The sequence below is a fragment of the Aquimarina algiphila genome (genome assembly GCF_947494415.1).
Taxonomy (GTDB): Bacteria; Bacteroidota; Bacteroidia; order Flavobacteriales; family Flavobacteriaceae; genus Aquimarina; species Aquimarina algiphila.
The window spans coordinates 17,320-34,556 of the sequence record NZ_CANLVC010000002.1; the positions used below are offsets into that span (position 1 = coordinate 17,320).

General features: G+C 33.0%; 10 protein-coding genes. 8 read left to right on the forward strand and 2 right to left on the reverse strand.

Annotated features, from left to right (window positions below):
- Nucleotides 1-14: 14 nt before the first annotated feature.
- The 8 genes from PQF96_RS02630 (at nt 15) to PQF96_RS02665 (ending at nt 12,416) form a co-directional block, all read left to right on the forward strand.
- On the forward strand, nt 15-1,190 hold the full coding sequence (locus tag PQF96_RS02630; RefSeq protein WP_143915294.1) for an aspartate aminotransferase family protein: 1,176 nt from the start codon (nt 15-17) through the stop codon (nt 1,188-1,190).
- A gap of 347 nt (nt 1,191-1,537) precedes the next feature.
- Entirely contained in the window at nt 1,538-2,929 is a 1,392-nt protein-coding gene (locus PQF96_RS02635) for a tetratricopeptide repeat protein (protein ID WP_271764993.1), read from the forward strand.
- Nucleotides 2,930-3,015: 86 nt separating this feature from the next.
- Nucleotides 3,016-3,981, forward strand: coding sequence for a DUF368 domain-containing protein (locus PQF96_RS02640; protein WP_109437057.1), 966 nt, complete (start codon nt 3,016-3,018; stop codon nt 3,979-3,981).
- Nucleotides 3,982-3,986: 5 nt separating this feature from the next.
- Nucleotides 3,987-5,012 (forward strand): DUF368 domain-containing protein, encoded by a 1,026-nt coding sequence (locus PQF96_RS02645; protein WP_244299550.1) that lies wholly within the window; start codon nt 3,987-3,989, stop codon nt 5,010-5,012.
- Nucleotides 5,009-5,740 carry a shikimate dehydrogenase family protein gene (locus PQF96_RS02650; RefSeq protein ID WP_109437058.1) on the forward strand — a complete coding sequence of 244 codons (732 nt, stop codon included), beginning with the start codon at nt 5,009-5,011 and terminating at the stop codon, nt 5,738-5,740. Before PQF96_RS02645 ends, PQF96_RS02650 begins: the two co-directional genes overlap by 4 nt.
- A 140-nt stretch (nt 5,741-5,880) precedes the next feature.
- Nucleotides 5,881-8,118 (forward strand): DUF349 domain-containing protein, encoded by a 2,238-nt coding sequence (locus PQF96_RS02655; RefSeq protein ID WP_271764994.1) that lies wholly within the window; start codon nt 5,881-5,883, stop codon nt 8,116-8,118.
- Nucleotides 8,119-8,126: 8 nt separating this feature from the next.
- Nucleotides 8,127-8,756 carry a class I SAM-dependent methyltransferase gene (locus PQF96_RS02660; protein ID WP_271764995.1) on the forward strand — a complete coding sequence of 210 codons (630 nt, stop codon included), beginning with the start codon at nt 8,127-8,129 and terminating at the stop codon, nt 8,754-8,756.
- Nucleotides 8,757-8,981: 225 nt separating this feature from the next.
- On the forward strand, nt 8,982-12,416 hold the full coding sequence (locus PQF96_RS02665) for a starch-binding protein (protein WP_271764996.1): 3,435 nt from the start codon (nt 8,982-8,984) through the stop codon (nt 12,414-12,416).
- Nucleotides 12,417-12,510: 94 nt separating this feature from the next.
- Here PQF96_RS02665 and PQF96_RS02670 read toward each other — a convergent pair whose 3' ends face one another.
- Together PQF96_RS02670 and PQF96_RS02675 are read right to left on the reverse strand one after the other, a co-directional pair.
- Nucleotides 12,511-13,974, reverse strand: coding sequence for a RagB/SusD family nutrient uptake outer membrane protein (locus PQF96_RS02670; RefSeq protein WP_271764997.1), 1,464 nt, complete (start codon nt 13,972-13,974; stop codon nt 12,511-12,513).
- A 16-nt stretch (nt 13,975-13,990) separates the two neighbouring features.
- Nucleotides 13,991-17,065 (reverse strand): SusC/RagA family TonB-linked outer membrane protein, encoded by a 3,075-nt coding sequence (locus tag PQF96_RS02675; RefSeq protein WP_271764998.1) that lies wholly within the window; start codon nt 17,063-17,065, stop codon nt 13,991-13,993.
- Nucleotides 17,066-17,237 lie beyond the last annotated feature (172 nt).

Genomic DNA, 17,237 nt, shown 5'->3' on the forward strand with positions numbered 1-17,237 from the left:
ACTAATAATATATTTTGAAACAAAATTTTTTCAAATATCAAGCACAAACTTCTCCTCATCCTTTGGCTATGGAGGTTTCTCATGCTAATGGTAGTTATATCTATGATATAGAGAATAAAAAATATCTTGATTTTGTTGCTGGCGTATCTGCATGTAGTTTAGGGCATAGACATCCTAAGGTTGTAGATGCTATAAAAAAACAACTGGATAAATACCTTCATGTAATGGTGTATGGAGAATACATTCAACAACCAGCAGTTGAACTTACTCAACTTTTAGCGAATCATTTACCTTCTCCATTAGAAAAGACATATTTAACTAATTCGGGAACTGAAGCTATAGAAGGATCGCTAAAACTTGCAAGAAGAGCTACAGGACGAAGTCAAATTATTGCTGCAAACCTAGGATATCATGGAAATACAATGGGATCTATGAGTGTAATGGGCTATGAAGAACGTAAACAAGCATTCAGACCTCTCATTCCTGATGTTTCCTTTATATCTTTTAACAAAGAAGAAGATTTAAAACATATAACAAACAAAACAGCTGGAGTTATTCTTGAAACCATACAGGGAGGGGCAGGATTTATTGAACCTAAAAATGAATACCTTAAAAAAGTAAGAAAAAGATGTACAGATGTCGGTGCATTGCTTATTCTTGATGAAATCCAGCCGGGATTTGGAAGAACAGGCACATTATTTGGTTTTCAAAATTATGATAGTGTTCCTGATATAGTTGTTATGGGTAAGGGAATGGGAGGAGGCCTACCAATAGGCGCTTTTACGGCCTCTACAAAAATAATGAACCAGCTTCAGGACAACCCTAAACTAGGCCATATTACAACTTTTGGAGGTAACCCTGTAATTGCATCTGCCGCTTTGGCAACATTACGAGAAATTACAGAAAGTGACTTAATGGCAGCTACTTTAGAAAAAGAAAAGCTATTTAGATCCTTATTAGTTCATCCCCTCATTAAAGAAATACGTGGATTAGGTCTAATGCTTGCCTTAATAACTCCTTCTGCAGAGATCACAAATCAGGTTATTTTAAAATGTCAAGACAAAGGACTCATTCTTTTTTGGTTACTTTTTGAAACTCGTGCAATTCGCATAACCCCACCGCTTACTATATCTGAGAATGAAATAAGAGAAGGATGCAATATTATTCTTACTGTACTAGATGAGCTATAAAAATCTAAATTTTAAGACTTGATCGCTAAAAAATCATTAAAAATATCGTATATTGAAGTATCTCATCCTATCTTTTCACAAATTCAGTATCACATAATAGCTTACAAAAAAGAAAAACTCTAATCCATTATCAATATAATGGTACGTATTTTGTTAATTAGTTTGTTAAAAACAATTGATCATCGAAGTATAATCATTCAATTTCATTTGTAATTTTAATACTGAGGAAATCAATAATGCGAAAATAGATTAAGTAATGGAGTTATTAAATACTCTCTTTTGTTGGGGAAAACAAAAAAAGTATTTTCACTGTTTTACAATTTATGAAGCATCTTTAATCAACGTGTATGAAATTTAACCGCGAAGAAGAAGAAAATAATTTCTCAATTACTCGATATGAGTCTATGCTGAGATCTAATGATGTTAAATTTTTTGATTCAGATGAGTTTGAATCTATAATTCATCACTATCTGGAAAATGGAAAAATTGCCAAAGCAAAAAAGGCAATTTCTCTAGGTTTATCTCAACACCCATCTTCCGTTAATTTAAAGTTATTACAAGTAGAAGTATTGGTTTTTGAAAACCGATTAGATAAAGCCGATAATCTTTTGGCTCAATTACATGCTATAGAGCCAGAAAATGAAGAAATCTACATCCAGAAAGCAAATATTCTCTCAAAACAAAATAATCATGAAAAAGCTATAGAGCTTTTAACTATGGCTCTGAGCTATACCGATGATTCTGCCGACATATATTCTTTGATAGGAATGGAGTATCTATTTATGGATGATTTTGAAAATGCTAAAATCAATTTTATGAGATGTTTAGAAGCAGATGATGAAGATTATTCTGCTTTATATAATGTGATATATTGTTTTGATTTTCTTGAGCAACATGAGGAAGCTATTGAGTATCTAAACATGTTCTTGAATAAAAATCCTTATTGTGAGGTAGCTTGGCATCAAGTTGGTAAACAATACTTTGATTTAAAAGAATATGATAAAGCATTAGCAGCGTTTGACTTTGCCATTATAAGTGATGAATATTTTATAGGAGCTTATCTTGAAAAAGGAAAAGTATTAGAGAAATTAAAAAGATATAATGAAGCTATAGAAAATTATAGAATCACTTTAGAATTAGATGACCCCACTTCTTTTGCACTATTAAGAATAGGAAAATGTCATGAGCGATTAGGAAATGATGATTTAGCCATTCAGCATTATTCTAAAACTGTACATGAAGATCCTTTACTCGATAAAGGATGGATCGCCATTACTGATTTTTATATGAGGAAACGCGATTATCAAAAAGCATTATACTATACTAATAAAGCAATAAACATTGATGGTGAAAATGTTTTATACTGGAAAAGGTATGCTAAAATTAACAATAGACTTGCTTTTTTTGAAGAGGCAGAACGTGGATATAGAAAAGCATTAGAATTAGGAAACTATGAAATAGAAACCTGGTTAAATCGCTTTGATATACTTAGGTTTTTAGGAGAATCTGATGCTGCTATACAAAGTTTACATCAAGCTATCGAATTTTACCCTGATAATCCAGAAGTACAATACAGACTTGCAGGATTGTATTATGAAATGCAAGATTATGAGAAGGGTGAATACCATATCAGAAAGGCTCTAGAACTCGACTATGAATACCATATTGTTTTAGAAGAACTATTCGAAAAGATTTTTAATCTTACTTTGGTTAAAAATATTATTTCAGAATATAAATAATTCTAAAAAGACCATTTTTTTTGTATTAGGTTTGATTGTAAAATTGCATACATTTGTTTTGATTAAAAACATCAAAAACAACACAAATGCAAAGAAGTCTTAAGGACTATTTGATAATCTCAATAAAAGGCCTTGCTATGGGAGCTGCAGATGTAGTTCCTGGGGTTTCAGGAGGTACTATCGCTTTTATATCCGGTATTTATGAGGAATTAATTGAAACCATTAACAGATTAGACATTAAATTCTTTTCAGTTTGGAAAAAAGAAGGCTTCCTAACATCTTGGAAAACATACAATCTTTCCTTTTTGACAGCTCTTTTCCTTGGAATAGCAATCAGCATCTTATCTCTTGCCAAATTAATAAAATGGCTACTCCATAACGAACCTCTTTTACTTTGGGCTTTTTTCTTTGGATTAGTCCTTGCCAGTATTGTTTATATAGGTAAACAAATCAAAGTCTGGAAGCCAAAAGTAATATTGGGTATTGTTGTAGCAGCTGTACTCTCCTATTTTATAACGATAACAGAGCCTTTTGCCTCCCCAGATAGCAATTGGTATCTATTATTTTGTGGATTTTTAGCCATCATTGCAATGATATTACCAGGAGTATCGGGAGCTTTCATACTCCTGCTTCTAGGAGCATATCAGACATTCATCTCCATCTTAAATCAATTACGTGATGGATTAGTTACTATGAATATCGATCTTCTGTGGCAAGCTGTCTCTAAAATTCTTATCATCGGTATTGGTGCAATTGCAGGTTTAAAGTTATTCTCTAAAGTACTGAACTGGATGTTTAAAAATCATAACAATACCACTTTAGCTATACTTACGGGGTTTATGATAGGTTCTCTTAATAAACTTTGGCCCTGGAAAAAAGTGTTGTCATGGAGAACAAACTCTGAAGGACTTAAGGTTCCTTTTATTGAAAAAAGTATACTTCCAACACAGTATGAAGGTGACGCCCAGATCATCTGGGTTTTACTTTTTATAACAATAGGTTTTTTATTAATTCTTATCTTAGAACGTCTTTCTGTGAAAAAAGAAGACTAATACCTATGCAACAAAGTACCCGAACCTTTACTGATAGATTATTTCTTGTTATAAAAGGTCTTGCTATGGGTGCTGCCAATAAAGTTCCCGGAGTTTCAGGAGGTGTAGTTGCCTTTGTTGCAGGTTTTTATGAAGAATTCATTTACTCTCTTCAAAAGATTAATTTTAAAGCTTTTAAGCTGTTTATTAATTTTAGATTTAAAAGTTTTTGGAGATACATAAATGGTAGGTTTCTCGGATTATTGATTTTAGGAATGTTAATTAGTTATTTTAGTGTTTCAAAAATTCTGGATTACCTCATCATTCATTATGAATTATATGTCTGGGCTTCTTTTTTTGGAATGATAGTGGGTTCTATTTATTATATCGTAAAAGATTTTGATGATTGGAGTAGACGAAATATTTGTCTTATTATAATAAGTATAATAGTCGGAATTAGTATTAGTTTATTAGATCCTGCAAAAGAAAATGACAATCTATGGTTTGTATTTATTTGTGGTATTATTGGAGTATCAGGTATGACATTACCAGGGTTATCAGGTTCTTTTATTCTCATATTACTTGGCAATTATGTATTATTACTTGTTGATTCTGTCAATGCTTTATATGATACCATTGCAGATCTAATTCGTTGGGATTTTTCTTTTACTGAAAACACCAATAGAATACGGTTACTAAAAGTACTTGTTGTATTTAGTATTGGATCTTTAACCGGTCTTGTCACATTATCGCACTTCTTAGGATATGTATTAAAACACTATAAAAGTGCAACTTTTGCTGCTATCATAGGGTTTATAACAGGCTCATTAGGTGTTGTTTGGCCTTGGAAATATAAAATTTACAAAACAGATACTTTAGGAAATACTCAAATTGATGCATTAGGCAATCCCATTTTAGACAACTATGATCGTTACTTTCCTGATTTAACCATTTTAGAAACCTATATAGGTCTTTTCTATATCATTGTAGGTATCGCTATTGTGCTATGGTTAGAGTGGTATGGCCAACGAACACAAAAAACTTCACAATGAAAAAAACATACGGTTTGCTAGGCAGACACATAGGCTATTCATTTTCCAAAAATTACTTTTCAGAAAAATTTGAAGAAGAAAACTTAGATTGTGAGTACAAGAATTTTGATATATCTCAAATAGAAGATGTAAAAGAAATTATTAACAATCCTGTGGTCAAAGGTCTAAATGTAACCATTCCATATAAGGAAGAAGTAATTTCATTTGTACATGATTTGGATCCCATAGCCAAAGAAATTGGAGCCGTAAATGTTATCAAATTTGATAAAGACAAAAGATTAAAAGGTTTTAATAGTGACTATTATGGATTTACTGAATCTCTAAAACCATTATTAAACAATACTGTAAAAAAAGCACTAATTCTTGGAACAGGAGGAGCTTCAAAAGCTATTGCTTATGCGCTTCAGCAACTCAATATCGAATATACATTTGTATCTCGCAATCCAGACTTTAATGAGCTAAGTTATACTAATTTGGATGAAGATATTATTCGAACATACACTCTAATAATTAACTGTACTCCATTAGGAACACACCCCGATGTCCAAAATTATCCCGACATCCCATACGAGTATATTACTAAAAACCATGTACTCTATGATCTTATATATAATCCTGCAGAAACTGTTTTTATGCAGAAAGGAAAAGAAAAAGGAGCTACAGTAACTAATGGATTACGAATGTTAATACTTCAGGCAGAAAAGTCCTGGGAAATCTGGAATACCTGATTTCTTAGTAAATTTTGTCATAAAATTCTTACTAAAATTTGTTATTACTACTCTTAAAACCTATCAATAACTTTGAGGTTTTCTAATATGTTAGTATCTTAGTCAGGCATTAAGCCGAGACAAACAAAAACGTTCACACAATGTCCACAAGCGATAACCTGCCTAAGGCAGATGGAAATGAAGAAAATAAGACTAAAGCTTTAGAAGTAAATTCTGAAACTTCAGATGTTGATGATAATAAAGAATTAGTTTCATCAGAGACAACAGATGAAACTCCTACTGAAACATCAATACAATCTAATGAAGGAAACCCTGAAGCATCTATTGAGATAGTCAATCCGCAAATTACAGATGCTGTAGAAGCACAACCTGAGTCTCAAAGTGATGAGACTAAAGAGTCTAATTCTGAAGAAAAAGAAGAGGAAAAGATAGAAACTCCTACAGAACAAGAAAGTGTTGAGGTAGAAAAAAATGAGAATACTCCTGAGGGTGAAGCCATAATTTCTAATAGTGCTGCAACTAAAAAAGAAGAAACTACAAAACCAGAAGTAGTTGTTGACGCTAATGATACTAACGAAAATGATCCTGATGAAATTCAGGATGAAATGAACGAAGCTGTTGCAGAACATAGCGAAGACGAAACTACTCAGGAACGTCATGATATAGAGAAGAAAGATTATCATGCCATGAATAAAGAGGAATTGATTAAAGAACTTAGAGACTTGATCAGGAATGAAAAAATTCAGGCAATTAAAGAGCATGTTGACGAAATCAAGAATGAGTTTAATGAAAAGTTTAATGAAGAAGTAGAACAGAAAAAAGAGGAATTTCTAGCAGATGGAGGAGATATAATTGATTTCTATTATTCTACACCTATAAAAAAAGAATTTAACTCTGTATATTTTGACTATAAAGAAAAACGAAATTCATATTATCAAAATCTAAAAAAAGACTTACAGGAAAACCTTAAACGACGATTAGAATTAATAGACGAATTAAAAGGTTTACTTAATGTAGATGAAAATATAAATACTACTTATAATCATTTTAAAAGTATACAAGAAAGGTGGAGAAACGCAGGACCAATTCCTAGAGATAAATACAATACAGTTTGGAACACTTATCACCATCATACCGAAAATTTTTATGATTTCTTGCACCTTAACCGAGAGTTTAGAGATTTAGATTTTAAGCATAATCTAGAGCAAAAACTTAAAATTATAGAACGAGCTACAGAACTAGCACAGGAAACAGATGTGAATAGGGCTTTTAGAGAATTACAGCTACTTCACAAAATGTGGAAAGAAGATTTAGGGCCGGTAGGAAAAGAATACAGAGAACCTATTTGGGAAAAGTTTAGTGCTTTAACCAGACAAATTCATGAAAATCGACAAGCGTACTTCAAAGATCTCGATAAAGTTTTTGAAAAAAACTTAGAGGTAAAAAGAGAAATTATTTCAAAAATAACCAAGGTCAGTTCTGAACACCCAAATAATCATAGTGGTTGGCAACAAAAAATAAAAGAAATTGAAGCTCTTAGAGATGACTTTTTTAAAGCAGGAAAAGTTCCTTCAAATGTAAATGAACAAACCTGGAGTGAATTTAAAACCGCTGTTAGGGATTTTAATCGCAATAAAAATGCATTTTACAAGAGTCTCAAAAAAGATCAGTTTGAGAATCTAAATAAGAAAATGGAGCTGATTAAAATCGCTGAAGACAACAAGGATAGTGATGATTACTCCGTTACTACTCCACTCATGAAAAAAATTCAAGCTGATTGGAAAAAAATAGGTCATGTTCCTAGAAAAGATAGTGATCGAATTTGGAAAAGATTTAAAGACGCTTGTAATACTTATTTTGACAAGCTTCATGCAGAAAGAAATGAAGCTAATAAAGAAGAAGTGATTTCTCTAGAAAAAAAACAAGCTCATATTGAAGCTCTTAAAGAAATTAAACTTTCTGGCGATCCAGAGGCTGACCTTAGCACAATAAAAGACAATATTGCTACTTGGAAAACTTTGGGAAGAGTACCTTACAAAAAGAAAAACATAGAAGTAGAATATAATAAAGTCCTCGATAGCCTTTTTCAGCAGCTTAACTTAAGCCGTAAAGAAACAGAACTTATTAAGTATGAAAATAAGTTAAATACATTATCAGGACAAACAGATGATCGTGCACTTAGAAACGAACAGAATTTTATTCGTAAAAAAATCGAAGAAGTAAATGGTGAAATTCGTCAACTCGAAAATAACCTTCAATTTTTCAAACATGCCAAGGATGATAATCCAATGGTAAGAGATGTTAAGAAAAATATTGAAAAACACAAAGAGAATTTAGACGTCTGGAAAGCCAAACTAAAGAAGATTAAACAACTTTAGTCATCATCATGCGATGTACACTCTGTAATTCAGAAACTATATTATATTCTGAAATACAAAATAAAAAATATTGCAAGTGTACTACATGTGATGGTATTTTACTTCATACTTCACATTTCTTGTCTGCCGTAGCAGAAAAAGAACGTTATGAACTACATCAAAATGATGTAACTGATTCTGGGTATCAAAATTTTGTGTATCCCATTATAGAGCAAGTACAAAATGATTATTCATCAAACCATAAAGGTTTAGATTTTGGGTCTGGAAGTAATTCTGTCATTACATATTTATTAAACAACAATAAATATCATATAAGCACCTATGATCCTTTTTTTGACATCAATGATGATGTTCTTAAAAAAAAGTATGATTACATTGTTTGTTGTGAGGTAATGGAGCATTTCTATTCTCCTAGTAAAGAATTTAAACTCTTACACTCTATTCTACTTCCTAATGGAGCTCTATACTGTAAAACTAATCTGTATGACTCTTCAATTGATTTTAAAACATGGTGGTATAAAAATGATACCACACATGTATTCTTTTATTCTTCAAAAACATTGCATTGGATAAAAGAAAAATTTCAATTCAAATCCTTAGAAATCACAGATAATTTTATCGTTTTAAGAAAAGAGTAATATTAAGTTTCTCTTATTCACAATATTTAAAGCCGAAATAATAACACTTTTTACAAGTATAAAAAGAGTGTTTATTATGTATTTGTTAACACGAAAACGTTTTCGTCTATCAACCTGGTAAAACGCTTTCAAGATTTTATCTAAATTGTCTTTTCACAAAACAAAACTAATTAGATGATAAACAAATAGTTACAACCAATTTATTTCACACAAACACACACACTAATGAAAAATTTACTACTTACTTTATTTTGTACTGTATGTACAGGAGCCATATATCTGTCTCCATTATCGACTAGCAGTCAAACCGATTTTAGAGAAGAAACTATTTACTTCTTAATGACCTCCCGTTTTTTTGATGGAGATTCTTCAAATAATGCTCCAACAGAATGGTCTTCTTACAACCCTAACCCTTTAATAAATCCTACAATTACAGATCCAAATGATGTCACGTGGAGAGGAGATTTTAAAGGTCTTATACAAAAACTAGATTACATCAAAGATTTAGGGTTCACTGCAATATGGATTACCCCTATAGTCCATAACCGAAGTCCATTGGATTATCATGGATATCATGCATGGGATTTTACCAAAGTTGATCCTAGGTTAGAATCTCCTGGTGCTACGTTTCAGGACCTAATTAATGAAATTCATGCTCGTGATATGAAAATTGTTTTGGACATTGTCACAAACCACTCAGGGAGATTTGGAATAAAAGATGTAGCTGAAATCAAATACAATACTGACCCTTCAGCTACCTGGTACGCTCCCGACAACTCTAATTGGGCATATGATGGATTAACTCCTAATCCAGAAGATGGTTTAATCTGGAGTAGAGCCAATTTAGCTAAAATGCCCCCTCCCTATAATCAAAATTTGGAAGCATTTAATTTCCCTAGTAAAGAAAACTATGTTGATACTTCTGATCCAAACTGGTATCATCACTCCGGAAATGGATTCGCTCAAGGGTTTGATGATGTAGAAAACTTACAAAATCGTGCTTTAGCTGGGGATACACCAGACTTAAATACCGGAAATCAAGTAGTCAGAGATTACTTGGTTAATGCCTATACTACATTTATTAATATGGGGGTAGATGCTTTTCGATGGGATACGGTAAAACATATGAGCAAAGAAGATATCTTATACTTCTATGATGCTTTTAAAGCTGTAAATCCAGATCTATTCATCTTTGGCGAAGTGGCACAAAAACGTCATGAGTTACACCCAGTCGAAGAAACAAATCCTCATTATTATACCTGGCGAGGTGCAGTAAACAATTCTGCTCCTATAGATTTAGCTGTAATAGATTTTTTCGGAGAAGCAACTTTTCATGGTACTTTTGAAGAAGGACAATCATTTCCTACAGTAAAAGCCGCTGCCAGATATGATAACCTTTATAGCGATCCATCTACATTAGTAACCTGGTTAGATAATCATGATTTTGGACCTAATAACGACTGGAACAGACGTTATGGGGGTTCTGATGAAAATCTAGCCGCCTGTATGAATTTTATGTTCACCTGGCGAGGAATTCCTACAGTATACTATGGTACGGAAATGCGCTTCAAAGCTGGAGAATTTAATGATATTCACGATGCTTCGGGTATTCAAAAATCCATTGATGAGACTGGTAGAGCCTATTACGGAGATATTATGGATCAAGCTCCGGGGCACAAAATATATAAACATATTAAAAAATTGAATGCAATTCGTAAAGCTGTTCCTGCATTACAAAAAGGAACGTGGAGTTGGAAAAATGCTCCTGGAAATGCCGTTGCGTATCGCCGTGTTTTTCAGAATAGTGAAGTTATAGTAGGCCTTGCAAAAGATGGAGACGCTTCTTTTTCCATTTCTGGGATGACTAATGGTATTTATAGAGATGCTGTTACTGGTAGAGAGATTGCCGCTACTAATGGTAATCTGAATTTTAGTGTAACTTCAGGTTCTGCAGGAATTTATGTTTTAAACGGTCCGGGATTAATTGGAAGTTGTGGTGGTGGTTTTTTTGAAAACTGCGTAAATGGACCTATACAACCTACTGCTATCATTAATCCAAATATTACTAGGTCTGAAAATCCAATTCAAGTAACCTTAGAAGGTATTGGAGGTGCTGGAAGTCCTTATACAATTTATTACACTACCAATGGTCAAATCCCAAGTAATAGTAGTACAAGATATACTGGAACTTTTACAATAACCGAATCCGCTTTAATCAAAGCTATTGTATATGACAAAAACGGCCTTGTATCTAACATTTCAACAAAAAACTATAGCATTGGCCCTATCGAAGGTTTACAAATACATTTTAAAAAACCTGCAAACTGGTCGCAAGCAAATGTTCATTACTGGAATGAACTCCCAGATGTCTTAACTACTAGCAATTGGCCAGGTCCACAAATGACAAGAATTGAAAATTCGGATTGGTATACCTACATTTTTGAAGGAGTAGAAAGTATTAACCTTGTGTTTAATGATAATGGAGGATTAAAAACCAATGACCTTTCTAGAAATAAAGATGGATGGTATGACAATGGTCAATGGTTTGATAATCAACCAGGAAATAATTCTAACACACCTCCTTCTCTTACTATGTCTCCTAATGGTGGTTCCTTTACACAAGGAGAATCCATTTCAGTAGCCTTAAGTGCCACAGATAATACTCCTGGCACAGATATATATTACACACTAAATGGAGATGATCCGTCTACCTCATCTAGGCTATATACTTCGGAAATTATAATTACTGAAAATACAACAATACAAGCAATTGCATATGATTCTGAAGGTTTAGTATCTAATACAGTTAATAATACGTTTACCTTCTCAACTTCAACAGAATCAATGACTATACATTACAAAGGTTCTTTGAACAACCCTAATTTATATTTTTGGAATACAAGTCCATCAGTAATAAATACTAATTGGCCTGGTGTAAACATGACCGAAGCAAGCAATGGCTGGTTTACATATATATTAGACGGTGTTTCTTGTACTAATCTTATTTTTAGCACTAATGGAAATAATCAAACTGAAGATCTTAATCGATGTGGTAGCGGGTGGTATTTTGAAGGAACATGGTATGATACAAACCCAGAACAAGTATCAGAAAACCTAACTGTCTATTTTAGGTCAGATTCTTATTCTTCTCCAACTATTCATTATTGGGACCTTACACCTTCACAAAATAATACAATGTGGCCAGGTAGTCTTATGACAGATAATGGAGATGGGTGGTATAGTTATTCATTTGCAAATACTTCTTGTGCGAATATGATCTTTAGTAATAATGGAGCTTCACAAACATCTGATCTTTTAAGATGTAAAAATGGTTGGTATTATAATGGGACGTGGTATGATAACAAACCAAATCGTAATAAATTAGATACCTCAATTTCTAGTTCACAAATTACTATTTCTCCAAACCCCATTAATGAAACTTCAATAATACAATGGTATACTAAAAATAATGACAGCAAAATTAAAATTGAAATTATAGACGTATATGGAATTACTCAAATTATTTATAGTAAAATAACTACTAGTAGGAAACATACTATTAATCTAAGTGAACATATGAATTCAAAAAGCTCAGGAATCTATTTTTGTAAAATAACTATTGATGATCATACTTTACTGAAAAAAATAATCAAACAGTAAATCTTTATATTTTGCCTTATATAAATAAAATAACCCACCAGTTCAACACTGGTGGGTTATTTTTTAAATTATTGATACTCTATAACACTTATTATTAGTATCCAGGATTCTGTTGTCCTGCTATAGTAGGGTTTGCATTAATCTCAGCAAGTGGAATTGGAAACTGGAATCTAAAATCTCCAGCTGCAAGAACCGGGGCTTCAGGTGGAGTTCCAGTACCATCAATAATATCACCTGCAGTAGGATTACGCATTATACTTTCTCCTCTTCTTTTAATATCAAAGAATCTATGACCTTCACAAGCCAACTCAACTCTTCTTTCAAATTGAATTGCATCTTCAAGAGCAGAACCTGTTTCTGTACCAGCTACAAAAGGAGTGTAACGTTGTGCTCTTACTTCATTCAACGTAGTTAAAGCATCTGCTTCCATTCCTAATTCAAATTGTGCTTCAGCTTTGTTTAATTTTCCTTCAGCACTACGGAATATTTTCACGTCAACTCGACCATTAACTTGTCCTGGTTCACCTAAGAATTTCTTTATTGCATTATAGTCATTACCTTGGTTTACACCAACAAATTGTAAAACATCTCTCCTTGCATCAGTAGGATCAATACTATTAAAGAAATCAAAATCAAGTACAAATTCTGAAATAGTACTACCATCCGAAGATTGACTATACAGTACACCAACATTATTACCTCCAGCTTCTGAAGAAGTGTTGATAGAAAGTTCTATAACAATCCCAGCATTAGTAGCATCAGTATACACATCAGGAAGTTCCGTAGGCGTTGCTAATGCAGTAGTAATCTCATTTGCAGCATTTATAGATTTTTGATATTCTCCGTTGTACAAATAAACTCTAGATAATAATGCAAAAACACCATTTCTATCTAATCTACCTTCACCATTACTATCGCTACCTATTAATGTACTCGCACGTTCCAAATCTCCGATAATTTCTACATAATTTGATGCTACAGTTTCTCTACCTGGTGTTGCAAAAGGATCTCCTGTATCACCGTCTTCTACCTTAAGATATGTAATCCCAAAAGAACTATTGGCTTCTGCGCTTTGTGTTGGGATTTGACCAAATATTCTGGCTAAATCAAAATGAGCCCAAGCTCTTATGGCTAATGCTTGCCCAAGAATATTATCTTGTGCAGGATCACCATCAAGATTACTAATTTGTCCTATAACTAAATTTGCTCCATTAATAGCTTCATAAGCTTCACTATAGAATAATGGAATAGGTCCAAGCGTACTAGGTACATACCTAAGATCATGATAATCATCATTAGATCTTCTTCCAGTTTGTGCCTGTATTACATTATCCGAAACAATATCTGGAATCCCTTGTAAACCAGAATTAGGATTTGAATAAAGCAACCATAACTGGCGGTAAGCACCGTCCAACCCAATCTGGAAAGTGGCCGGTGTATTAAAGAAAGTACTTGGGTTACCCTCTGTAAAGGGTTGCAAATCATTTAATTCATCATCGCAGGCGAAAAAACCTAACGAAAGAAATAAAATAACTACTATATTAATTTTATTGTTCATCTCTTATTTTTTTTAATTAAAATCCTACTTCAACTCCAAAAGTGTAAGATTTCGTTTGTGGATAACTAAATAAGCTAAATTCTCCTGGTACAAAACCAGCATCTCCTGGCTCTCCAGATTCTGCTGAACCTAAACCAATTTCAGGATCACCTTCATAGTCTGTTATCGTCCAAATATTTTGACCTGTTACAAAAAATCTTAAAGATTCTAATTTTATAACTTCTAAGAATTTTCTAGGTAAGTTATAATCAAGTGTTAAGGTTCTTAATCTAATAAAATCACCTTTCTCTAAGAATCTTGTTGTTCCTGCTTGATCAGCAGTACCTTGAAATAATGGACTTGGTAAAACATTAGTATCCCCTGGTTGTCTCCAGTAATTAAAAGCACTTGTACGTAGGTTTGAATCAATATTTCCTATAAATTCACCTTGTGCTCTTTGATTATTTAAAATATAGTTTCCACTTCTAAATACAAAATCACCTCTTAAACCGAATCCTTTATAGTTTAAAGAAGTAAAAAATCCTCCTTCAACATCTGCTATTGGTGATTTCCCTTCTTGTAGTTTTTGGAAACCATCACTATAAGTCTCAGTGATGTTCCCATCTAAGTCTACATATTGAGGAGCACCATTTGCTGGGTTCACTCCTGCATATTCAACTAAAAAGAAAGAATTAATTTCCTCACCTTCTCTTAATACAATATTACCAAATGTACCTGTAACTATATCATTACCATCAATCAACTTTTTCACTTCAGTATCTAATAGAGTTATATTTCCTCCTAGAGACCACTTAAAGTTTTCTGTTTTTATTACATCTGCATTTAAACTGATTTCTAAACCGCTATTTTGAACTTCACCAACATTCTGAAAAAGTCTATTATTCTCATCTCCAGCAGTAAAAGAAATAGGTCTGTCCAAAAGAAGGTCTTTAGAGTTCTTCTTGAAATAATCTACTACACCATTAATTCTATTGTTTAAGAAAGCGAATTCTACACCAATATCCAAAATTGCTTGAGATTCCCATTGAATTACCGGGTTTGGCGCGTTCAAAGGAGAGGCAGTAGTACTACCATTGTAGGTATTTGCAAATGACAATAAATCTAAAAACTGGAAATCCGGGATGTTTTGATTACCCGATGTTCCATAGGAAGCACGAAGTTTTAAGTCGTTAAAAATCGAATTATCCATAAAACTTTCTTTAGCGATATTCCAAGCTAAACTTCCACTCACAAAAGTACCAAATTTATTTTCAGGTCCAAATTTTGAAGAACCATCTCGTCTTACAGAAGCCGAAGCAATATATTTACCATCATAATCATAATCCATAAATACAGCCTGAGAGAATAAAACTCTTCTATCTTCGTCAGAACCTTGATTAGTAGATTCTGCAGCAACATCTAAGTATGGAATATCTGGAGAAGGAAACCCTCTTGCCGCAACAAATAGGTCGGTTCTTATATTTTCATTATATTCAAGTAAGAAACTGGCAGATAAATTATGTACATCATTAAATGTATCACTATAAGTAAATAAGTTAGATACATTATATTCAAAATCTAATGCAAAATTCTCAGTCTGTGTTCCTGGGAAGTTACTATCACCAATAAACCCTTGTAAAACTCCTCCTTGAATAGATCTGTTCGTTCTATTAAAACGGTTACTTACAAGACCTACTGCAAAACGGTTAGAAAATTTCTCTGACAATGTAAGATTAGCAGCAACATTACCGATAATCAAAAGGTTACGATTATTTTCTTGTTCAGTCAATAAAGCTCTTGCAATTGGAAACCCTGTTGATGTTCTATTAAATACAGGATTACCTTGACCATCTAATAGTATACTACCATCTGCATCTCTTGAGAAAAGAGGCTCATATGGATTGTAATCATAAAGTCCTCTAAAAGGATTCTGAACATTATTTCTATCTCTCGGAAGATCTGTCGTACTTCTTGCTACAGAAATATTAGCATCTATTCCCAGCCAATCTTTTGCTTGATACGACGTATTTAAACGTGTTGTGATTCTTTCAAATCCCTTAATTCTATCAATGATACCATCATTTTTGTCATAACCTAAAGAGAAAAAGTAAGATAATCTATCACTAGCTCCTGAAATAGATAATGCATTAGACTGAATTACAGAAGTCCTTAACAATTCTTCTTCCCAATCTGTGTCTAGGGCGATCAATGCTTGTAATTCTGCAGGAGTAGATGTTGCTCCTGGAAGACTTGTAGCAGCCCCAACTCCTAATGCTGCAAATTGACGTTCTATTTCGAGTTTTTGTGATGCATTCATTAAATCAAATGGATCTTTAATACGCTCACCAAAACCATAAGAAGAAGTAAACTTAATTTTAGCATCTCCCTTTTTACCTTTCTTTGTAGTTATTAAAACTACACCATTCGCTCCTCTGGATCCATATTTGGAAGCTGAAGCAGCATCTTTAAGTATCGATAACGATTCGATATCATTAGGGTTTAAATTACCTAATGGATTGAAATTATTATTTAAAGTATTATCAGTTATAGGAATAGGAACTCCATCTATAACATAAAGAGGAGTAGTACTCGCATTTATAGAACCTACTCCACGTATTTGAACAAATGCAGTATTACCTGGTCTACCATTAGATGCAGTAACTTGTACACCTGCTGCCTGACCTTGAAGAATGTTGTCAATACTGGTAGATGGCACAAAGTCCTCCAGATCCTGTGCTCCAACAGTTGATATTGCTGACGTTACATTAGATCTACTAGAAACACCATACGCAGTAACGACTACTTCTTCCAACTCTGAAGACGAAGTGGCTAATTGCATATTTATTGTACTATTGTCTCCTACAACCACTTCTTTGGTTTCAAAACCAACATAACTAAACGAAATTACTGCTCCACGATTTACCGATAAAGAGTAATTCCCGTCAAAATCGGTTTGTGTTCCCCCACTTGTATTCTTGACAAGAATGTTAACACCCGGAAGTGGTAACCCTTGATCATCTGTGACAGTTCCCGATACATTTTTTTCCTGAGCAAATGACAAACCACATACAAAGAAAAAAAACATTAGAAACTTGTAATAATGTACTTTCATAGATAAAAAAATTTTTCAAAAAATTATACTTAAGTTATTAGATATAATCATAAAAGGAAGGGTTAGAATATTTTGATGGCTAACTCAAATTTACTCTCACAAAACTTGAACAAAGTTTAAATGGAAATAATAACATTCGCCCTTCCTAATTATAATTACAAGCCAAAGAAAC